At 69.3% G+C, this 20,112-nt stretch carries 18 protein-coding genes; 12 read left to right on the top strand and 6 right to left on the bottom strand.

Features of this window, described 5'->3' with window-relative positions; genetic code table 11:
* Positions 1-229: 229 nt before the first annotated feature.
* The gene (locus DQP56_RS06245; protein WP_041317739.1) at positions 230-520 is read left to right on the top strand and encodes a hypothetical protein; all 291 of its coding nucleotides are present in this window, start codon (positions 230-232) and stop codon (positions 518-520) included.
* On the opposite strand, the gene DQP56_RS06240 is transcribed toward DQP56_RS06245, so the two are convergent.
* Entirely contained in the window at positions 462-2,828 is a 2,367-nt protein-coding gene (locus DQP56_RS06240; RefSeq protein ID WP_112684087.1) for an MMPL family transporter, read from the bottom strand. The genes DQP56_RS06245 and DQP56_RS06240 overlap by 59 nt on opposite strands.
* 213 nt (positions 2,829-3,041) lie before the next feature.
* Between DQP56_RS06240 and DQP56_RS06235 the strand changes: the two genes are divergently transcribed.
* From DQP56_RS06235 to DQP56_RS06225, 3 genes are read left to right on the top strand one after another with little or no spacing between them, the layout of a single operon-like run.
* Positions 3,042-4,013, top strand: coding sequence for a type III polyketide synthase (locus DQP56_RS06235; protein ID WP_234825527.1), 972 nt, complete (start codon positions 3,042-3,044; stop codon positions 4,011-4,013).
* 5 nt (positions 4,014-4,018) lie between these two features.
* A complete protein-coding gene (locus DQP56_RS06230; protein ID WP_112684098.1) occupies positions 4,019-4,519 on the top strand; it encodes an isoprenylcysteine carboxyl methyltransferase family protein in 501 nt (166 codons plus the stop codon).
* A complete protein-coding gene (locus tag DQP56_RS06225) occupies positions 4,516-5,532 on the top strand; it encodes an NAD(P)/FAD-dependent oxidoreductase (RefSeq protein ID WP_112684085.1) in 1,017 nt (338 codons plus the stop codon). The genes DQP56_RS06230 and DQP56_RS06225 overlap by 4 nt, the downstream gene beginning before the upstream one ends.
* A gap of 6 nt (positions 5,533-5,538) precedes the next feature.
* Here DQP56_RS06225 and DQP56_RS06220 read toward each other — a convergent pair whose 3' ends face one another.
* From DQP56_RS06220 to DQP56_RS06205, 4 genes are read right to left on the bottom strand one after another with little or no spacing between them, the layout of a single operon-like run.
* Positions 5,539-6,171 (bottom strand): anti-sigma factor family protein, encoded by a 633-nt coding sequence (locus DQP56_RS06220; protein ID WP_112684097.1) that lies wholly within the window; start codon positions 6,169-6,171, stop codon positions 5,539-5,541.
* Between the two features lie 47 nt (positions 6,172-6,218).
* Positions 6,219-6,746 carry a sigma-70 family RNA polymerase sigma factor gene (locus tag DQP56_RS06215; RefSeq protein WP_112684084.1) on the bottom strand — a complete coding sequence of 176 codons (528 nt, stop codon included), beginning with the start codon at positions 6,744-6,746 and terminating at the stop codon, positions 6,219-6,221.
* A 60-nt stretch (positions 6,747-6,806) separates the two neighbouring features.
* The gene (locus DQP56_RS06210; RefSeq protein WP_112684083.1) at positions 6,807-8,438 is read right to left on the bottom strand and encodes a carotenoid oxygenase family protein; all 1,632 of its coding nucleotides are present in this window, start codon (positions 8,436-8,438) and stop codon (positions 6,807-6,809) included.
* Positions 8,435-8,944 (bottom strand): sigma-70 family RNA polymerase sigma factor, encoded by a 510-nt coding sequence (locus DQP56_RS06205; RefSeq protein WP_112684082.1) that lies wholly within the window; start codon positions 8,942-8,944, stop codon positions 8,435-8,437. The genes DQP56_RS06210 and DQP56_RS06205 overlap by 4 nt, the downstream gene beginning before the upstream one ends.
* A 149-nt stretch (positions 8,945-9,093) precedes the next feature.
* Here DQP56_RS06205 and DQP56_RS06200 point away from each other — a divergent pair, with 149 nt between their 5' ends.
* From DQP56_RS06200 to DQP56_RS06165, 7 genes are all read left to right on the top strand, one after another.
* Positions 9,094-9,948, top strand: coding sequence for an undecaprenyl-diphosphate phosphatase (locus DQP56_RS06200; RefSeq protein WP_112684096.1), 855 nt, complete (start codon positions 9,094-9,096; stop codon positions 9,946-9,948).
* The gene (locus DQP56_RS06195; protein WP_112684081.1) at positions 9,945-10,631 is read left to right on the top strand and encodes a histidine phosphatase family protein; all 687 of its coding nucleotides are present in this window, start codon (positions 9,945-9,947) and stop codon (positions 10,629-10,631) included. Before DQP56_RS06200 ends, DQP56_RS06195 begins: the two co-directional genes overlap by 4 nt.
* Positions 10,632-10,682: 51 nt before the next feature.
* The gene (locus DQP56_RS06190) at positions 10,683-11,276 is read left to right on the top strand and encodes an Rv2134c family protein (protein WP_112684080.1); all 594 of its coding nucleotides are present in this window, start codon (positions 10,683-10,685) and stop codon (positions 11,274-11,276) included.
* Positions 11,260-12,072 (top strand): Rv2133c family protein, encoded by an 813-nt coding sequence (locus DQP56_RS06185; protein WP_112684079.1) that lies wholly within the window; start codon positions 11,260-11,262, stop codon positions 12,070-12,072. Before DQP56_RS06190 ends, DQP56_RS06185 begins: the two co-directional genes overlap by 17 nt.
* Positions 12,073-12,182: 110 nt before the next feature.
* Positions 12,183-12,965, top strand: coding sequence for a 3'(2'),5'-bisphosphate nucleotidase CysQ (locus DQP56_RS06180; protein ID WP_112684078.1), 783 nt, complete (start codon positions 12,183-12,185; stop codon positions 12,963-12,965).
* A 195-nt stretch (positions 12,966-13,160) separates the two neighbouring features.
* Positions 13,161-14,396, top strand: a complete 1,236-nt coding sequence (mshC, locus tag DQP56_RS06170; protein WP_112684076.1) for a cysteine--1-D-myo-inosityl 2-amino-2-deoxy-alpha-D-glucopyranoside ligase — start codon at positions 13,161-13,163, stop codon at positions 14,394-14,396.
* Positions 14,397-14,425: 29 nt separating this feature from the next.
* Positions 14,426-15,301 (top strand): SDR family oxidoreductase, encoded by an 876-nt coding sequence (locus tag DQP56_RS06165; protein WP_013828709.1) that lies wholly within the window; start codon positions 14,426-14,428, stop codon positions 15,299-15,301.
* Positions 15,302-15,313: 12 nt separating this feature from the next.
* Here the strand turns inward: DQP56_RS06165 and DQP56_RS06160 are convergent, their stop codons facing one another.
* Positions 15,314-16,180, bottom strand: coding sequence for a PAC2 family protein (locus tag DQP56_RS06160; protein ID WP_112684075.1), 867 nt, complete (start codon positions 16,178-16,180; stop codon positions 15,314-15,316).
* Between the two features lie 203 nt (positions 16,181-16,383).
* Between DQP56_RS06160 and metH the strand changes: the two genes are divergently transcribed.
* Positions 16,384-20,109 carry a methionine synthase gene (gene metH, locus DQP56_RS06155; protein ID WP_112684095.1) on the top strand — a complete coding sequence of 1,242 codons (3,726 nt, stop codon included), beginning with the start codon at positions 16,384-16,386 and terminating at the stop codon, positions 20,107-20,109.
* Positions 20,110-20,112: the final 3 nt, after the last annotated feature.

Genomic DNA, 20,112 nt, shown 5'->3' with positions numbered 1-20,112 from the left:
ACGGTGACCGGATTGGCCGAGCACGCCGTGAGCAGCAGCAGCGACAACAGCAGGCCGGAAGACGGCCAGCGGGGCCGGCGGGGGGAGTGCTTGGGCACGGGCAGCTCTTCCAGCTCTGGGGCGGTCGACGGTCGACGCCGGGACGAACCACCGATTCTAAGGAAGGCGCTGACACCGAATCGGCATGTCCGGGGTAACTATAAGTTCGCTTAGGTGTAACGTTCCCGTCATGACTGTCGCCGAAGACTGGCAGCTGGAGTGTTCGGAGTTTCTCGTCGAGGAAATCTGGACCGGCGCGTTCGCGAGCGGGTTCGGCCAGGTCGGGGACGGCCGTAGCTTCTCGTTCCGGATCGAGCAGCAGCTGCTGGTGGTCGATGTGTACCGGCCCCTGCTGGAGTGCCCGGTCCCGCACGAGGAGGACGTGGTGGCGCGGGCGCGTCGCAGCCTGGTGGACATCGACCTCAGCGACGAGCGGAGCCTGACCGCGGCCGTGCGTGACGCGGTGTCGGTCGCCCGTTGACCGGGAGGCGATAGCCGGCTCCGTCGGCGAACGCCGGCTCGCCGGGCGTATGCCCGGGCCGGCGGTGCCGTTGCGCTGCGGAGGCCTTCCGGGTGTGGTCCTCACTGATGCCGATCCGGTCGTGCAGCCGGGCGAGTAATCCCGGCGCCCACCAGTTCGCCCGGCCCATCAGGTGCATGAAGGCCGGCACCAGCACCGTGCGCACCAGCGTGGCGTCGGTCAGCACGGCCAGGGTCAGCCCGACACCGAACATCCGCATGAACGACACGTGCGCGGCGATCAGCGCCGCGAAAGATATCGACATCACCAGCGCCGCGGCGGTGATCACCCGCCCGGTGCGGGCCAGGCCGAGCGCCACGCTGGCGTCGTTGTCCGCCGGGGTGCGGCCCGAGGCCAGCCAGTACTCCCGGATCCGGGCGATCAGGAACACCTCGTAGTCCATCGACAATCCGAATGCGACGCAGAACAACAGCACCGGCATGTTGGCCACCAGCGTCCCGGTCGGTGTCGTGCCGAACGCCCCGAGATTGCCGTCCTGGAAGATCCAGACCAGCGCCCCGAACGCAGCCGTCAACGACAGCACGTTGAGCACCAGTGCTTTCACCGGCAACACCACGCTGCCGGTCAGCAGGAACAGCAGCACGAACGTGATGGCCGCGATCAGCCCCAGTACCAGCGGCAAGCGGGAGGTGATGGCGGCCACACTGTCGCGGTTGTTCTGCGCCAGCCCGGCGAACAGCACCGTCTTCCCGGCCGGGCCGGCGATCTGGTGCAGCTGATCGAGCTGGTCGTCGGAGCCGGCCGAGAACAGCGGCGCGGTGCTGGCGATGGTCACCAGCGCGAAGCCGTCGACCAGGCCGGTCGGTGCCGCCGGCGGCCCCACCGGCTGCCCGTTGACGAACGTGGCGGTCGGCGCGGTCACCGCCGACACATGCGTCACGGTCGACAGGGCGGCCGCATAACGCTCGAGATCGCCGCGGGCCAGCCCGGTGGCGTCGGGGACGACCGCGCTGATGGTGGCCGACGAGTCGTCGGCGAACCCGGTGCGCAGCCGGTCGCCGACCTGGTGCGCCGACGCCGACCGGGGCAGCGCCCGGTCATCGGGGAAGCCCCATTTGACACCCAGAAACGGCGTCCCCAGCAGCACCAGTAGGGCGACCCCGGCCACTGCGACGGGCACCGCGTGGCGGATCACCGCGGTCGTCGACCGGTGCCAGAACTGCTGTTCGACCGGCTTGGGTTCGGGCTCACCGCGGTTGAGCAGGCGGCGGGCCAACCGGTGCATGTCCAGCGCGTCGAGGCGCGCGCCGAGCATCACGATCAGCGCCGGTGTCAGCACAATGGCCGCGCAGGCGACGAACGCCACGGTGGCCACCCCGGCGTAGGCGAACGATTTCAGGAAGTACATCGGGAACAGCACCATGACCGCCATGGACAACGCCACGGTGGTCGCCGAGAACAGCACCGTGCGGCCCGCGGTGACCATGGTTCGGGTCAGCGCGTCGGCGGGCGCGGCGCCGGTGGCGAGCTCGTCGCGGTAGCGGCTGATGATCAGCAGGGTGTAGTCGATCGCCAAAGCCAGGCCCATCGCCGTGGTCAGATTGAGGGCGAAGATCGACACGTCGGTGTAGGCGGTGGTCACCCGCAGGATGGCCATCGACCCGACGATCGCCACGGCCGCCACCGCCAGCGGCAGCGCCGCGGCGACCAGCCCGCCGAACACCCAGATCAGCACCAGAAAGCTCAACGGCACCGCGATCGATTCCATCACCAGCAGGTCGTGTTGGTTCTGCTCGTTGATCTGCGCGTAGATCACCGCTTCGCCACCGGCTGCGACGGTCACGCCATCCCGGTCGTAGACGCCTAGGGCGGACACCGATTCCAGCAGCGACTTGGCATAGTGCTGAGCGTTGTTCTCCCCGCCCCTCAACTCGGCGATCACCAGTCCTGATGTCCCGTCGGTGCTCACCAGCCCGGGCGAGTTGGTCCACGTCGAGGAGGTCCCGTAAACCCACGGCGAGGTCCGCAGCTGTTCGACGATCGCGATCCCGACCGAGGCGGCCCGATCGCTGTTCGCGCCGTCGGCGTCGGTGACGGTGATCAGCATCTGCTGGTCGCTCTGGCCGAACTTGTCGACCAGGATCCGGGCCGCCCGGGCCGACTCCGAGCCGGGATCGTTGAACCCACCCGCCGACAGCTTCCCGGCTACCGGTGCGCCGAAGATCGCCGAAGCGACCAGGACCAGGCCGGCCACGGCGAGCATGCGCCGCGGCGCGGAGAGTGCAGCCCAAGCGATCCCGCGCAGCATCGCGGATCCTTCCGAGTAGGTGTCGCCGATCTCTGAGTCACACGATCCCTGAGTTACATACGGAGTCGGCGGCGCTTCGGTTCAACCGATTCACACGCTAGATCCGCGTTGAACCCTGGAGTCGGTGACCGCGTAATCCCGGATGTGACTACATTTCCTGCCATCGCCTCGGCCACCGTCGCGTTTCCGCCGCACCGCTACCGCCAAGAAGAGATGACCGCGGCCCTGACCGGCTTCGCCGGACCCGAATTTCGGCGCTTCAGTACCGCCAGCGGGGTCAGCACCCGGCAGCTGGCGCTGCCATTGGAGTGCTACCGCGAGCTGAGCGGGTTCACCGAGGCCAACGATGTCTATCTCGACGTGGCACTGGAACTCGGTGAGCGAGCATTGGTGTCGGCGCTGGAGTCGGCTGGTCTCGAGCCGACCGAGGTCGATGTCGTCTTCTCGACGACGGTGACCGGGCTCGCCGTCCCGACACTGGAGGCGCGGCTGGCCAAGCGGGTCGGGCTGCGCCCCGATGTCAAACGGGTCCCGCTGTTCGGGCTCGGTTGTGTCGCCGGTGCCGCCGGGGTGGCTCGCATGCACGACTATCTGCGGGCCTTTCCCGGTCATGTGGCGGCGCTGCTCGCAGTTGAGCTGTGCTCGTTGACCATTCAGCGCAACGATCACTCGGTGGCCAATCTGGTCGCGTCCAGCTTGTTCGGCGACGGCGCCGCGGCGGTCATCGCGACCGGCGCCGAACGCCCGCCTGCCGGGCCGACGGTGCTGGCCACCCGCAGCCACCTGTACCCCGACACCGAGGATGTCATGGGGTGGCATATCGGCAGCGACGGATTCCGGATCATCCTGTCCGCCGACGTGGCGACCGTGGCCGAGAAGTACCTCGGCGAAGACGTGCGCGAATTCCTCTCCGACTACGGGCTGTCCGTCGGCGACGTCGCCTGCTGGATCTGCCACCCGGGCGGGCCACGGGTGATCGAAGCCGTCGAGAACGGCTTGGACCTGGATGCCGATGCGTTGCAGCTGACCCGGAAATCGTTACGGGACAACGGGAATCTGTCGTCGGTGTCGGTGCTCGACGTGTTGCGCGAGACGCTGGACGATCCGCCGCCGCCGGGGTCGGTCGGCTTGATGATGGCCATGGGTCCGGCGTTCTGCTCCGAACTCGTCCTGTTGCGCTGGTGACGCCGATGTACACCCTGTTGGTCGTCGCGGTCGGGATCGAGCGGCTGGTGGAGTTGCTGGTGTCGCGACGCAACGCCGGCTGGGCGTTTTCCCAGGGCGGTGAAGAGTTCGGGCGCGGCCACTACCCGGTGATGGTGGTGCTGCACGGCGCCCTGCTGGCCGGCTGCCTGATCGAGGTGTGGGCCGCGCATCGGGTGTTCATCCCGCGGCTCGGCTGGCCGATGCTGGCGGTGGTGGCCGCCGCCCAGGCGCTGCGCTGGTGGTGTATCGGCACGCTCGGCCCCCGGTGGAACACCCGGGTGATCGTGATCCCGGGCTCCCCGCTGGTGCGCCGCGGCCCCTACCGATGGCTGCACCACCCCAATTACGTGGCGGTGGTGGTGGAAGGACTGGCCCTGCCGTTGGTTCATTCCGCCTGGCTGACCGCCCTCGGTTTCGGTGTGGCCAACGCGCTGCTGCTGGTGGTCCGGATCCGGGTGGAGAACACCGCGCTGGGGTATGCATGACGACCTGTGACGCTGACGTGCTGATCGTCGGCGGTGGTCCGGGCGGGCTTGCCGCCGCGTTGTGCGCGCGCCGGCAAGGACTTTCGGTGATCGTGGCCGAACCACGTCGCGACCCGATCGACAAGGCGTGCGGCGAGGGTCTGATGCCCGGCGGGGTGGCCGAGCTGGCGGCTCTCGGGGTCGACCCGGCCGGAATGGCGCTCGCGGGCATCGCCTACGTGGGGCAGCGGCACCGGGCCGAGGCGCGGTTCACCGGCCCACCTGGGCAGGGAGTGCGGCGCACCACGCTTCAGGCAGCACTCACCGAACAGGCCAAAGCGCAAGGCGCCCAATGGGTTGCTCGACGGATCTCCGGTGTCGAACAGGACCGGTGCGGGGTGGCGGCGGCCGGGATCCGGGCACGGTGGTTGATCGGTGCCGACGGGCTGCACTCGGTGGTCCGCCGCGCGGTCGGAATCCCGGCGGTAGCCGGCTCGCCCCGGCGCTACGGCGTGCGCCGGCACTACACCGTCCCGGCATGGTCGGAGTTCGTCGAGGTGCACTGGTCGCGGTGGGGCGAGGCGTATGTGACACCGGTGCAACCCGATCTGGTGGGCGTGGCCATCTTGTCCTCGCGCCGACCCGAGCTGGACTGGTTCCCGTGGCTGGCGCACCATCTGCGCGATGCTGAGACCGGGCCGGCCCGCGGCTGCGGCCCGCTGCGACAGGTCGTTGCCCGCCGCGTCGCCGGCCGGGTGCTGCTGGTGGGCGATGCCGCCGGCTACGAGGACGCCCTGACCGGCGAAGGCATCAGCCTGGCCGTCAAGCAGGCCGCCGCGGCGGTGGACGCGATCACCGCCGACACCCCGGCGTCCTACGAGCGGGCCTGGCATCGGCTCACCCGCCACTACCGTCTGGTGACCCGCGCACTGGTGCTGGCCAGCGCCCCGCGCGCCACCCGGCGGGCCATCGTGCCCGCATGTGCGGCGCTGCCGGGCGTCTTCGGCGGGATCGTGCACACCCTGGCGCACTGAGGTTGCTCACAGCGTGCGCTGCAGCAGCACCTCGTCGCTGTCGGCGGAGACCACCTGGACCGAGGCGATCTGATCGACCGGCATCGCGGTGCTGCCGGTGGGTGTCGCGGTGTGCCCGGGATGGGCCACCCAGCTCGCCAGCCGGTTGCGGCTGCCGTCGCGGCCCACCACGACCAGCGCCAGCAGATCATGTGGGGCGTTGCTGTCGGCCAGGCAGACGCAGCGCAGCTCGATCAGCGTTCCCCAGTCCATGTCGGTCACCGACACCGTAGAGGCCAGCAGCGCGGTGTGCACCTGCAGCATCGGCACCGCGGTGACCTCCGGCGGCGGCGCGGACTGACCGGCGACACCCACGAACACGGCCACCGCCACCGCCGCAGCCGCCGCCGCGGTGCCCACCCAGGACAGCCGCAGCCGCCGACGGCTCCGGGCCGGTGGTGCCGGCGCCGGCAGCTGGTCATGGTCGTCGTCCGGGTCCAGAGCCGCCACCAGGTCAAGGTCCAGGTGCGACAGCAGCCCCGCCATTCCCTCGAGTTCGCCGACGGCGCTCTGGCACCACGGACACCCGATCAGATGGCCCTCGAACTCAGCCCGTTCGGCGGTCGACAACGCCCCCAACACGTAGGCGGCGTCCCACATCGCGTAGGTGTGCGCAACCTGCCGGACCGCATCGGGCCCTTGCTGTGTCACCGGGTCACTCCCATCTCCTGCAGGGCGCGTCGCAGCGCGCGTACCGCATAGTGCAGCCGCGACTTCACGGTTCCTTCGGCGATCCCGAGGTCGGCGGCGATCAGCGCGGTGGTCCAGCCGTGGTAGTACGACCGGCAGATCACCTCACGATGCTCGGGCGACAACCGGGTGATCGCGTCGGCGATCAGCATCCGGTCCAGTGCCGCGTTGATCTCGTCGGGGCCGGCTTGTTCGGGGAGGCCGTCGAGCAAGCCGACCTCGTGGCGCGCCTGGGCGCTGCGGCTCTGATCGATGATCAGGTGGCGGGCGACGGTGAACAGCCACGCGCGGGCGGAATTGCCGGTGACCTCGAGGTGCTTCCAGGCCCGCAACAGCGTCTCCTGGACGATGTCGTCGGCGCGGCCCCGGTCACCGGTCAACCGCAGTGCGTATCGCCGGAGGGCGGCCGCGTGCTCGGCATAGAGCGCCCCGACCAGCGCATCTCTCGGGCTGCGGTCAGTGACGGTTCCGGCGGCAATGGCCATGCGATAAAACCTCCCGGAGATGACACGATCGGCCACCCCGGCTGGTTCACCGTCGCGCGGTCAGTCCCTGAGCCAGTTGCCGTGGAACCCGTGCGGTACCCGTCTCGGCAACCGGACCCGGGCCACGGGGTCACCACTGAAATCGGCGGCGTCGATGATCACCAGATCGCTGGCGTCGCGGGCCGGGTCATAGACGTAGCTCAGGTACCACCCGGCCAGCTCGTTGTCGGGCCCGCCGTCGGCGGCGACGAAGATCGCCTCGTCGGCGGTGCCGCGCAGGCCGTCGCTGACGAACCGGTGTTCCTCGGCGCTGCCGTCGTCGAGGTCGTAGCGGACCAGCGTGTTGGTGCCGACGGTGACGGCGTAGCGAGCCCGCCGACCGGAGCGCCGGTCGTCGATGCGCGGGAATTCCACGCCGCGGTCGTCGAGCTGGGTCTGCTCGACGGAGCCATCCGCCAGGTCGATCGTCCAGCGCCACAGCGTGGCGGCGTCATCGAAAGCGCTGTCGTCGCGCCACAATTCGGGGTACCGGATCACTTGCAGCACAACGGAATCGCCGTCTGCTGACGTCACGTCATAGGCGTTGGCGATGTGAAAGACGTAGCAGGGGTCGACCTCGAACCAGCGCACCGCGCCGTACGGGTCGTCGCGGCGCAGCACCCCCAGGCGCGCACCGTAGGAGTCGTCCCACCGGTAGGGCAGGTCCTGGTCGGCGTCCATGGTCAGGGCCAGGCTCAAATCGAACAGCACCGGTAGGTCCAGGAACACGATGTGGCGGGCGGTCAGAGCGAAGTCGTGCATCAGGGTCAGCGCCGGAACGTCGATCGGACGGCTCAGGATCAGCTCGCCGGCGGCGTCGGCACGGTGATAGGTGACGTGCGGCTGCACCAGGCTGCCGTAGCCGAAGAAATGCAGCTCACCGGTGTCCGGGCAGATCTTGGGATGGGCGTTCATGGCGTCGACCAATTTGCCGCCGAAATCGTAGGCCCCCAACGTCTCCAGGTCGTTGCTGATCTGATACGGCAGGGACGTCTCCATCAGCGCCAGGGTCTTTCCGGCGTGTCGTATCACGTGGGTGTTGGCCACGCTGGAGCGCAGGTTGCGGCGGCCTCCGGCCCCGTACACCGGGAACGGGCGTTCAAAACTGTCGGTGTGCACCCAGCGGTTGCGGTACCAGGCGGCCCGACCGCGCTCCAACCGAATGCCGTGGACCATGCCGTCGCCGATGCACCAATGCCCCCTGGCGGTGCGCGGGTTCGGGCCGTTGCGCAGGTACCAGCCGGTCAGCTCGGGCGGGATGGCGCCCTCGACGGGGAGGTCGAACGCGATCAGCTCGTCGGGCACCGGGGCGTAGTTGCGGGTCCGGAAGAACGGCATGACCGTCTCGATCGGTGGGGCCGTTTCGCCGGTGCCCGGCGGCCCCGACCCGTTGCCGCTCAGCACCGGGACCCGGCGGGCGGGCAGTGCCCGGTCCGCCTCGAGGGCGTCCAGGTCCTCGCGTGAGAGCAACGACAGCAGCCGGGGAATCGGGGCCAGCTCGGCCACCGCACTTTGACACGATGAACACCGGTCGAGGTGCCCCTCGAATTCCCGGCGGTCGGCACTCGACAACGAACCCAGCACGTAGGCGGCGTCCCACGTGGCGTAGGGGTGATCGTCGCCGGTGGTGCCCGCGTCGAACTCGCCCGTCATCGCGTCATTCCCATCTCGTCGAGCGTGTGGCGCAGTGCGCGCAGTGCGTAATGCAGCCGGGATTTCACCGTGCCTTCGGCGATCCCGAGGTCGTCGGCGATCTGTGCGGTGGTCCAGCCTTGATAGTAGGAACGGCGAACCACGCCCCGGTGGTCCGCGGACAGCCGGGCAATCGCCTCGGCGACCAGCATCCGGTCCAGCGACAACCCGGCCTCATCCGGGCCCGGCGGGTCGGGTGTGGCAGGACCGGAACGACTCTCGGAGCGGAAACGCATGCTGCGGTGCTCGTCGATGACGATGTTGCGCGCGACGGTGAACAGCCAGGCCCGCGCCGAGCGGGTGACGTCGTCGACGACCTCGGGGTGCTGCCAGGCGCGCAACAGCGTCTCCTGGACCACGTCCTCGGCCCGGGAGGGGTCGCCGGTCAGCCGCAGCGCGTAGCGGCTCAAGGCGGCCGCGTGTTGGTCGTAGAGCATCCGCATGGCACCGGCTTCCGGAATGTCCATTCACAGCCTTCCGGTGGGAAATACGTCAGATCCGCCCCCCGCGTTCACCGCCGGCGCCGATGGCAGCGGTGCATTCAAGTGTGCGGCACCCGGCCGTTCGTCGCCACCCCCGCGGTACGGTCTTCGTCGTGTCGGTAGTCGAGGCCGCGATGTCGTGGCCGCAGGTCATCGTCCTGGCGATCGTGCAGGGGCTCACCGAATTCCTGCCGGTCTCGTCCTCCGGGCATCTGGCGCTGGTATCGCGGCTGTTCTTCGCCGGCGACGCCGGCGCGTCCTTCACCGCGGTCACCCAGCTCGGCACCGAGGTGGCGGTCCTGGTCTATTTCGCCAAGGACATCGCGCGGATCGCCACCGCGTGGCTGTCCGGGGTGGCGTCGGCGCTGACCAAGACGCCGCTGGCCGCCGACCGCCAGGTCGACTACCGGATGGGCTGGTACGTCATCATCGGCACCATCCCGATCTGCGTGCTGGGCCTGGTGTTCACCGACCAGATCCGGTCCGGGGTGCGCAACCTGTGGGTGGTGGCGACCGCGCTGGTGGTGTTTTCGGCGGTGATCGCCGCCGCCGAATACCTCGGCCGGCAGACTCGCCACGCCAAGCAGCTGACCTGGCGCGATGCCGTACTGGTGGGGTCGGCGCAAACCCTTGCGCTGGTGCCCGGCGTGTCCCGCTCCGGCGCCACGATCAGCGCCGGGCTGTTCGCCGGCCTGGACCGCGAGCTGGCCGCCCGGTTCGGCTTCCTGCTGGCCATCCCGGCGGTGTTCGCCTCCGGGCTCTTCTCGCTGCCCGACGCGTTTCACCCGGCCGGTACCGGGATGAGTGCCAGCGGGCCGCAACTGTTGGTGGCCACCCTGATCGCCTTCGGGGTCGGCTGGGCGGCGGTGGCCTGGTTCCTGCGGTTCCTGGTGTCCCACAGCATGTACTGGTTCGTCGGGTACCGGGTGGTCGTCGGGACGACGATCCTGGTCCTGCTGGCCACCGGTGTATTGGCGGCCCAGTCATGACGGTCATCCTGCTCCGGCACGGCCGGTCCAGCGCGAACACCGCCGGGGTGCTGGCCGGGCGTTCCGAAGGTGTCGAGCTCGATGCGTTGGGCCGCGAGCAGGCCGCACAGCTCGTCGACCGGTTCGCCGGGCTGCCCATCAAGGCGCTGGTGCGCTCACCGCTGCTGCGCTGCCGCAGCACCGTCGAGCCGCTGGCCGCCGCGCTCGGGCTGGACCCGCTCATCGACGATCGGCTCGCCGAGGTCGATTACGGAACCTGGACCGGTCGCAAGATGAGCGAGCTGACCGGCGAGCCGCTGTGGCGGGTGGTGCAGGCGCAGCCGAGCGCGGCGGTGTTCCCCGGCGGCGAAGGGCTGGCGCAGGTGCAGGCCCGGGCGGTTGCCGCGGTACGCGAACATGACCGGAAGCTGGCCGAGCAGCACGGCGCCGACGTGCTGTGGGTGGCCTGCAGCCACGGCGACGTCATCAAGGCGGTCATCGCCGACGCGCTCGGTGTCCACCTGGACGGTTTTCAGCGCATCACCGCCGACCCGGCGTCGGCCAGCGTGATCCGCTACACGCCGTTGCGCCCGTTCGTCATCCACCTCAATCACACCGGGGACTCACTGGCCGCCGCGGTCACAAATTCGCCGCCCGCCGACGGCTCGTCGAGCGACGCCGTCGTCGGTGGGTCCACCACCTAGTCGACGGGGATACCGGTGTCATCGCCGACTGCCGGTATTTTGGGAGATGCCATGTCCCGAGCCATCCACGTCTTTCGCACTCCCGACCGCTTCGTGGCCGGGACCGTCGGCCAACCCGGGAATCGCACCTTCTACCTGCAGGCGGTGCATGACGAGCGGGTGGTCTCGGTGGTGCTGGAAAAGCAGCAGGTAGCGGTGCTCGCCGAGCGGATCGGTGCACTGTTGTTGGAGGTCAACCGCCGATTCGGTACCCCGGTACCACCGGAGCCCACCGAGATCGAGGACCTCAACCCGCTGGTGACGCCGGTGGACGCCGAATTCCGGGTCGGAACCATGGGATTGGGTTGGGACTCCGAGGCGCAGACCGTGGTCGTCGAGCTGCTCGCGGTCAGCGACACCGAGTTCGATGCGTCGGTGGTCCTCGACGACACCGACGAGGGCCCGGACGCGGTGCGGGTGTTCCTGACGCCGGAGTCGGCGCGGCAATTCGCCACCAGATCGAACCGGGTCATCTCCGCGGGCCGCCCGCCGTGCCCGCTGTGCGACGAGCCGCTGGATCCGGCCGGCCACCTCTGCGTCCGCACCAACGGCTATCGGCGGGGTGCATTCGGGCCCGACGATGAGCCCGATGACCCCGACCTCTGACGATAGGGAGGCGCTGCGCTCCGGGGAGCTGGAGATCCTGGGCCGCATCCGCTCGGCGAGCAACGCCACTTTCCTGTGCGAGGCGACGATGGGGGAGCGGCGCACCCACTGTGTGTACAAGCCGATCGCCGGTGAGCAGCCGCTCTGGGACTTCCCGGACGGCACGCTGGCCGGCCGCGAGCTCGTCGCGCACCTGATCTCCGTCGAGCTGGGCTGGAACCTGGTGCCCTACACCATCATTCGCGACGGCCCCGCCGGGCCCGGCATGGTGCAGCTGTGGGTGGACCAACCTGGCGACGGCGGCGACCCGCCGGCCGGGCCCGCGCTGGTCGACCTGGCGCCGGTCGGCAAGATCCCGGCCGGCTACCTGTCGGTGCTGCGGGCCTACGACTACGCCGGTGACCCGGTGGTACTCGTGCACGCCGATGACCCCCGGTTGCGTCGCATGGCGGTGTTCGACGTGGTGATCAACAACGCCGACCGCAAGGGCGGACACATCCTGTGCGGCACCGACGGTGTGGTCTACGGCGTCGACCACGGCGTGACCCTGCACACCCAAGACAAGTTGCGCACCGTGCTGTGGGGCTGGGCCGGCATGCCGCTGGACGACCTGGCCGAGTTGCAGGCGCTGACCCGCTTGGCCGCCGCGCTGGACGGTCCGCTGGCCGCCGACCTGGAGCCACATCTGACGTCGGCCGAGATCGCGGCCCTGCGGCGGCGCGTCGAGGATCTGCTGGAACATCCGGTGATGCCCGGCCCCAACAGCCATCGCCCGATACCCTGGCCGGCGTTCTGAGGGCCTTCAGCACCGCCGCGGGTGCGTTCTGGTCGCGAAAATCCGCTTCGGGAGTACCAACCGCACACTCGCGGCGGGGCCCGCCAGCCGGGTCGGGGATACTTCCTGACGTGACGCTGACCGACGCGGCGCTGGCCGCCGAACTGGCCGTCGAGGCCGGGAAGCTGTTGCTCAAGGTCCGCGACGAGGTGGGGTTCGGCCACCCGTGGCGCCTCGGCGATGCCGGGGATGCGCTCGCGAACCGTTTGATCCTCAGCCGGCTGCGGGAGGTACGCCCCGACGACGCGGTGCTCAGCGAGGAATCGCCCGACGACCTGGCCCGGTTGCAGGCCGACCGGGTCTGGATCATCGACCCGCTCGACGGCACCCGGGAGTTCACCACCCCCGGACGTGATGACTGGGCGGTGCATATCGCGCTGTGGCAGCGAGACGGCTCGGGGCCGGGCGCCATCACCGACGCCGCGGTGTCGCTGCCGGCCTATGACAACAGGAGCAACGTCGTGTTCGCCACCGACACGGTCACCGCGAACGCCACGCCGGCCCGGGTCCCGAACCCGATACGGGTGGCGGTCAGCGCAACCCGGATGCCGGCGGTGGTGCGCATCATCCGGGAGGTACTGCCGGTCGAACCGGTGCTGATGGGTTCGGCGGGCGCCAAGGCGATGGCGGTGGTGCGCGGCGACGTGGACGCCTACCTGCACGCCGGCGGCCAATGGGAGTGGGATTCGGCCGCCCCGGCCGGTGTGGTGCGGGCGGCCGGGCTGCACGCCTCCCGGCTCGACGGTTCGCCGCTGCTCTACAACCGCCCCGACCCCTACCTGCCCGACCTGCTGATGTGCCGGCCCGAGGTGGCGCCGACACTACTTGACGCCATGCGGCGCACATTGTTCTGACCGCGGTGTTGATTCCGCGGTTCCAGCTTCACCTCGCCTCCGGCGAGCCTCGCTAAACCGCGGTGTTGATGCGGCGGTTCCAGCTTCACCTCGCCTCCGGCGAGCCTCGCTAAACCGCGGTGTTGATGCGGCGGTTCCAGCTTCACCTCGCCTCCGGCGAGCCTCGCTAAACCGCCGGGCCTTACAGTCGAGGGCATGCAATCGTGGTCCGCGCCGGCCGTTCCGGCCCTGCCCGGGCACGGCCCGGCGCTGCGTCTGTACGACACCGCCGACCGGCAGGTCCGCCCGGTGTCGCCGGGCCCGACGGCCACCATGTACGTCTGCGGCATCACCCCTTATGACGCCACCCATCTGGGTCACGCCGCCACCTATCTGGTCTTCGACCTGATTCACCGGCTCTGGCTCGACGCCGGCCACCCGGTGGACTACGTGCAGAACGTCACCGACGTCGATGACCCGCTGCTCGAACGTGCCGACCGTGACGGTGTGGACTGGCAGCTGTTGGCGGCCGATCAGGTCGAGCTGTTCGCGGCGGACATGACCGCGCTGCGGGTGCTGCCGCCCCAGCACTACGTTGCTGCCAGCGAGGCGATCGACGAGGTCGTCGAGGTGGTCGAGAAAATGCTGGCCTCCGGGTCGGCCTATGTCGTCGACGGCGAACACCCGGACGTCTATTTCCGCGCCGACGCCACCGAACAGTTCGGCTACGAATCGGGTCTCGACCGCGCCACCATGCTGGAACTGTTCGGCGAGCGCGGCGGAGATCCGGACCGGGCCGGCAAGACCGATCCGCTGGATGCCCTGCTGTGGCGCGCCGCCCGGCCGGGCGAACCCAGCTGGCCCGCGCCGTTTGGCGCCGGACGGCCCGGCTGGCACGTCGAGTGCGCCGCGATCGCGTTGAGCCGGATCGGCAGCGGGATCGACATCCAGGGCGGCGGGTCCGACCTGATCTTCCCGCACCACGAGTTCTCCGCCGCGCACGCCGAATCGCTCACCGGGGAGCGGCGTTTCGCCCGCCACTACGTGCATACCGGGATGATCGGCTGGGACGGACACAAGATGTCCAAGAGCCTCGGCAACCTGGTGCTGGTGTCCAAACTGCGCGCTCAGGGTGTGGAGCCGGCGGCGATCAGGCTGGGTCTGCTGGCCGGCCACTACCGCAGCGACCGGTTCTGGGACGACGCGATCCTGCGGGAGGCCGAGGCGCGGCTGGCCCGCTGGCGCGCCGCGACCACCCTGCCGGCCGGCCCGGCCGCCGACGACGTGATCGCCCGGCTGCGCCGCTACCTCGCCGACGACCTGGACACGGTGAAGGCGCTTGCGGCGCTGGACGGTTGGGCCACCGACGCACTGGAGTACGGCGGTCACGACACCGCCACCCCGCGGCTGGTGGCCACCGCGGTCGACGCCCTGCTGGGTGTGGCGCTCTGACCCAGCTGCGCCGGGAGTAGTTTGGCCGCATGGTTGCGATTCACTCCCAAGTCATCTTCATCACCGGCGGTGCGCACGGTATCGGCGCCGACACGGCCCGCCGGCTGCACGCTCAGGGCGCCAAACTGGTGCTGACCGACCTGGACCAGGCCCAGCTCACGGCGTTCGCCGACGAACTCGGCGGTGACCGGGTGCTGACCGTGGCCGCCGATGTCCGCGACCTGGACGCCATGCAGGCCGCCGCCGATGCGGCCGTCGAGCGGTTCGGACGGATCGACACCGTGGTCGCCAACGCCGGCATCGCCAGCTACGGCTCGCTGCTGGCCGTCGACCCGGAGGCGTTCCGGCGGGTGATCGACGTCAACCTGGTGGGGGTGTTCAACACGGTGCGGGCCACGCTGCCGGCCATCGTCGAGCGCCGCGGCTATGTGCTGATCGTGTCGTCGCTGGCGGCGTTCGCCGCTGCGCCGGGCATGATCCCCTACGACGCATCCAAGGCCGGTGTCGAGCACCTGGCCAACGCGTTGCGCCTGGAGGTCGCCCACCTCGGGGTGACCGTCGGCTCGGCGCACATGTCCTGGATCGACACCGCGCTGGTGCGCGACACCAAGTCCGACCTGTCGACCTTCGGTGAGTTGCTGGCCAAGCTGCCCTGGCCGCTGAACAAGACCACGTCGGTGGCCGAATGCGTCGACGCGTTCGTCGACGGCATCGAGAACCGTCGCACCCGGGTCTACTGCCCGCGCTGGGTGGGGCTGTTCCGCTGGCTCAAGCCGCTGCTGTCCAGCGGGGTCGCGGAGGGCCAGATCGGCAAGGTGGCCGCCGAAATGCTGCCGCGGATGGACGCCGAGGTCGCCGCGCTGGGCCGTTCCACCAGCGCCTACAACGAGGCCATAGAAAAGTAGGGCCGAACTGGGTCAGCGCCGCCGGCGGCGCAGGTAGCGCTCGAACTCCGCGGCCAGCGCGTCGCCGTCGATCTTGTTGAGCGCATCGGTCATGTCGACCTCGGCGTCGCCGCGCTCCTCCAGCGAGGTGACGTAGTCGGCGATCTCCTCGTCCTCGCTGGCCATCTCGGTGACCGCCAGCTCCCACTCCTCGGCTTGCGCCGGCAGATCGCCCAGCGGCACCTCGATGTCCAGGGCGTCCTCGACGCGGCGCAGCAGTGCGACCGTCGCCTTGGGATTGGGCGGCTGCGAGACATAGTGCGGCACCGCCGCCCAGAACGTCACCGCCGGAATCCCGGCCGCCACGCACGCGTCCTGAAACACCCCGGTGATCCCGGTCGGGCCCTCGTAGCGGGTCTCGGTCAGACCGAATCGGGTGGCCGACTCCGGCGAGTAGGCCGCCCCGGAGACCGGCACCGGCCGGGTGTGCGGGGTGTCGGCCAGCAGCGCGCCCAGGATCACCACGGTGTTGACGTCGAGTTGCTCGATGACCGCCAGCAGCTGGGCGCAGAACGTCCGCCAGCGCATGTTGGGCTCGACGCCGTGCATCAGCACGATGTCGCGGTCGCTGCCCGGTGGCCGGCAGTGCGAGACCCGCATCGACGGCCACACCAGTTCACGGGTGACACCGTCGAGCTGCCGGATCACCGGCCGGTTCACCTGGTAGTCGTAGTACGCCTCGTCGTCGATGTCGACGATCAGCCGGGCGTCCCAGATGTCGTGCAGGTGCTGCACCGCGTCGCTGGCGGCGTCGCCGGCATCATTCCAGCCCTCGAAAGCGGCCACCACGATGGTGTCGTGCAGGTCGGGAAGCGCGGTGCCGTCATCCGGTCGGGTCACACCGCCAGGGTAAGGCCTGTGCGGAGATCACGGGCCCTACCGGAGCGGCTGAGTCGGCTCGGTCGCCGGGGGATTCGTCCCTATGGCGGGTGAGCAAGTAGACTTTTCGGCGTCGAGAGGCGTTGCAACGGTTCGCCGGTTCCCGCCGGTGGCCGCCACGCTCGACGGAGTCAAGGACGCCTTCCGTCATGGAAGGGACCCGCGTGACTAACTTTGAGCCCAACATCCAGCCTGACTGCACCGAAGAGCTGACGGCTGCGCTGCGCCGGCGGATCGTGGTGATCGACGGCGCGATGGGCACGGCGATCCAGCGCGACCGGCCGGACGAGGCCGGTTACCGCGGCGAGCGCTTCAGCGAGTGGCCCACCCCGTTGCAGGGCAACAACGACCTGCTCACCTTGACGCAACCGGAGATCATTGAGGGCATTCACCGCGAGTATCTCGAGGCGGGCGCCGACATCTTGGAGACCAACACCTTCAACGCGAACGCGATCTCGCTGTCGGACTACGACATGGCGGACCTCAGCTATGAGCTGAACTATGCGGGCGCCGCCCTGGCCCGCAAGGCCGCAGCTGAATACAGCACCGGCGACAAGCCCCGCTACGTGGCCGGCACCATCGGGCCGACGACGCGCACCGCGTCGATCTCGCCGGACGTCAACGACCCCGGCGCCCGCAACGTCTCCTACGACCAATTGGTCGCCGCCTACCTCGAAGCCGCCAACGGCCTGGTCGACGGCGGCGCCGACCTCATCCTCATCGAGACGATCTTCGACTCGCTGAACGCCAAGGCCGCGGTGTTCGCCGTCGAGACGTTGTTCGAGGAACGCGGACGCCGCTGGCCGGTCATCATCTCCGGCACCATCACCGATGCGTCCGGGCGCACATTGTCGGGTCAGGTCACCGAGGCGTTCTGGAACTCGATCCGGCACGCCAGGCCGATCGCGGTGGGCCTCAACTGCGCCCTGGGCGCGCCGGAGATGCGGCCCTACATCGCCGAGATGGCGCGAATCGCCGACACCCACGTGTCCTGCTATCCCAACGCCGGCCTGCCCAACGCCTTCGGCGAGTACGACGAGGACCCGGAGCGGCAGGCCAGCTACATCGCCGAGTTCGCCGAGGCCGGCCTGGTCAACCTGGTCGGCGGTTGCTGCGGAACGGCGCCGGAGCACATCGCCGAGATCGCCAAGGTCGTCGAGGGCAAGCCGCCGCGCGAGCTGCCGAAGATCGAGGTCGCCACCCGGCTGGCGGGCCTGGAACCGCTCAACATCACCGACGACTCGCTGTTCGTCAACATCGGTGAGCGCACCAATATCACCGGTTCAGCCCGGTTCCGCAACCTGATCAAGGCCGAGGACTACGACACCGCGCTGTCGGTGGCGCTGCAACAGGTCGAGGCCGGTGCGCAGGTCATCGACATCAACATGGACGAGGGCATGATCGACGGCGTCGCCGCGATGGACCGGTTCACCAAACTGATCGCCAGCGAACCCGACATCAGCCGCGTCCCGGTGATGATCGACTCCTCCAAGTGGGAGGTCATCGAGGCGGGCCTGAAGAACGTGCAGGGCAAGCCGATCGTCAACTCGATCTCCATGAAGGAGGGCGAGGAGAAGTTCATCCGCGAGGCGCGGCTGTGCCGCAAGTACGGCGCCGCCGTCGTCGTGATGGCCTTCGACGAGCAGGGGCAGGCCGACAACCTGGAGCGCCGCAAGGAGATCTGCGGGCGCGCCTACCGGGTCCTGACCGAGCAGGTCGGCTTCCCGGCCGAGGACATCATCTTCGACCCGAACTGCTTCGCGCTGGCGACCGGCATCGAGGAGCACGCCACCTACGGGATCGACTTCATCGAGGCCTGCGCCTGGATCAAGGAGAGCCTGCCCGGGGTGCACATCTCCGGCGGCATCTCGAACGTGTCGTTCTCGTTCCGGGGCAACAACCCGGTCCGTGAGGCGATTCACGCGGTGTTCCTGTACCACGCGATCAAGGCCGGCCTGGACATGGGCATCGTCAACGCCGGAGCGCTGGTGCCCTACGACTCGATCGACGCCGAGCTGCGGGAACGCATCGAGGACGTGGTGCTGAACCGTCGCGCGGATGCGGCCGAGCGGCTGCTGGAGATCGCCGAACGGTTCAACTCCTCCGAGAAGGGCGAAGACCCCGCGGCGGCCGAGTGGCGCAACCTCCCGGCCCGCGAGCGGATCACGCACGCCCTGGTCAAGGGCATCGACGCGCACGTCGACGAGGACACCGAGGAGCTGCGGGCCGAGATCGCCGCCGCCGGCGGCCGGCCGATCGAGGTGATCGAGGGCCCGCTGATGGACGGCATGAACGTCGTCGGCGACCTCTTCGGCGCCGGCAAGATGTTCCTGCCGCAGGTGGTGAAGTCGGCCCGGGTGATGAAGAAGGCGGTGGCCTACCTGCTGCCGTTCATCGAGGCCGAGAAGCAGCCGGGCGACGCCGACCACACCAACGGCACCATCGTGATGGCGACGGTCAAGGGCGACGTCCACGACATCGGCAAGAACATCGTCGGGGTGGTGTTGCAGTGCAACAACTACACCGTCGTCGACCTCGGGGTGATGGTGCCCGCCGAGAAGATCCTGACCGCGGCCAGGGAGTACGACGCCGACATGATCGGCCTCTCCGGCCTGATCACCCCTTCGCTGGAGGAGATGGCCGGTTTCGCCGCCGAGATGGAACGCGAAGGCCTGGAGATCCCGCTTTTGATCGGCGGCGCGACCACCTCGAGCGCCCACACGGCCGTGAAGATCGCGCCGCGTCGTAGCGCTCCGGTGATCTGGGTCAAGGACGCGTCGCGCTCGGTTCCGGTGGTTGCCGCGCTGCTCGACGACAAGCAGCGCCCGGCGCTGCTGGAATCGACCGCGGCCGACTACGCGTCGCTGCGGGAACGGCATGCCCAGAAGAACGAGCGGCCGATGGTGCCGCTGGAGAAGGCCCGCGCCAACCGGACTCCCATCGAGTGGGACGGCTACACGCCGCCGGCGCCCGTTATTGGTACGGGAGTTTGGGAATTTCTTGACTACGATCTGGCCGAGTTGCGCGAGTACATCGACTGGCAGCCGTTCTTCAACGCCTGGGAGATGAAGGGCCGCTTTCCCGACATCCTCAACAACCCGGCTTCCGGCGAGGCCGCGCGCAAGCTGTACAACGAGGCCCAGCAGATGCTCGACACCGCGATCGCAGAGAAGTGGCTGACGGCCAACGCGGTCATCGGGTTCTTCCCGGCCAACGCGGTCGGCGATGACGTCGAGGTCTACACCGATGACACCCGGACCGAGGTGTTGACCGTGTTCCACAACCTGCGCCAGCAGGGCGCGCACCGGCCGGGAATCCCGAACCGGTCGCTGGGCGACTACATCGCCCCCAAAGACACAGGTCTGGCCGACTACATCGGCGCCTTCGCCGTCACCGCGGGGCTGGGCAGCGGCGAGAAGATCGCGGAGTTCAAGGAAGCACTCGATGACTACAGTGCGATCCTGCTGGAGTCGGTCGCCGACCGGCTGGCGGAGGCGTTCGCCGAACGGATGCACCAGCGGGTTCGTAAGGAGTTCTGGGGATTCCAGCCCGACGAGGCTTTGGACAACGACGCCCTGATCGCCGAGAAGTACCAGGGGATCCGCCCGGCCCCGGGCTACCCGGCCTGCCCGGAGCACACCGAGAAGGCGACGATCTGGAAGTTGATGGACGTCACCGAACGGACCCGCATCGAGCTGACCGACTCGATGGCGATGTGGCCCGGTGCCGCGGTCAGCGGCCTGTATTTTTCGCACCCGCAGTCGCAGTATTTCGTGATCGGCCGGTTGGCCCAGGACCAGGTCGCCGACTACGCGAAGCGCAAGGGCTGGACGCTGGCCGAGGCCGAGCGCTGGCTCGCCGCCAACCTCGGCTACAACCCGGAGGACTGAGTC

Origin of the sequence: Mycolicibacter senuensis (genome assembly GCF_003284925.1) — a bacterium.
GTDB lineage: Bacteria > Actinomycetota > Actinomycetes > Mycobacteriales > Mycobacteriaceae > Mycobacterium > Mycobacterium algericum_A.
This window is presented reverse-complemented; position numbering and strand designations above follow the sequence as displayed.

Coding starts and splice junctions, on each gene's coding strand:
- DQP56_RS06210 (WP_112684083.1), bottom strand. CDS start 8,438: ATGACGGGCGAGTTCGACGCGGGCACCACCGGCGACGATCACCCCTAC.
- DQP56_RS06235 (WP_234825527.1), top strand. CDS start 3,042: ATGACCGCGGCCCTGACCGGCTTCGCCGGACCCGAATTTCGGCGCTTC.
- DQP56_RS06205 (WP_112684082.1), bottom strand. CDS start 8,944: ATGGACATTCCGGAAGCCGGTGCCATGCGGATGCTCTACGACCAACAC.
- DQP56_RS06195 (WP_112684081.1), top strand. CDS start 9,945: ATGACGGTCATCCTGCTCCGGCACGGCCGGTCCAGCGCGAACACCGCC.
- DQP56_RS06220 (WP_112684097.1), bottom strand. CDS start 6,171: ATGTGGGACGCCGCCTACGTGTTGGGGGCGTTGTCGACCGCCGAACGG.
- DQP56_RS06165 (WP_013828709.1), top strand. CDS start 14,426: ATGGTTGCGATTCACTCCCAAGTCATCTTCATCACCGGCGGTGCGCAC.
- DQP56_RS06245 (WP_041317739.1), top strand. CDS start 230: ATGACTGTCGCCGAAGACTGGCAGCTGGAGTGTTCGGAGTTTCTCGTC.
- DQP56_RS06240 (WP_112684087.1), bottom strand. CDS start 2,828: ATGCTGCGCGGGATCGCTTGGGCTGCACTCTCCGCGCCGCGGCGCATG.
- DQP56_RS06185 (WP_112684079.1), top strand. CDS start 11,260: ATGACCCCGACCTCTGACGATAGGGAGGCGCTGCGCTCCGGGGAGCTG.
- DQP56_RS06225 (WP_112684085.1), top strand. CDS start 4,516: ATGACGACCTGTGACGCTGACGTGCTGATCGTCGGCGGTGGTCCGGGC.
- DQP56_RS06200 (WP_112684096.1), top strand. CDS start 9,094: ATGTCGTGGCCGCAGGTCATCGTCCTGGCGATCGTGCAGGGGCTCACC.
- DQP56_RS06230 (WP_112684098.1), top strand. CDS start 4,019: ATGTACACCCTGTTGGTCGTCGCGGTCGGGATCGAGCGGCTGGTGGAG.
- DQP56_RS06215 (WP_112684084.1), bottom strand. CDS start 6,746: ATGGCCATTGCCGCCGGAACCGTCACTGACCGCAGCCCGAGAGATGCG.
- mshC (WP_112684076.1), top strand. CDS start 13,161: ATGCAATCGTGGTCCGCGCCGGCCGTTCCGGCCCTGCCCGGGCACGGC.
- DQP56_RS06190 (WP_112684080.1), top strand. CDS start 10,683: ATGTCCCGAGCCATCCACGTCTTTCGCACTCCCGACCGCTTCGTGGCC.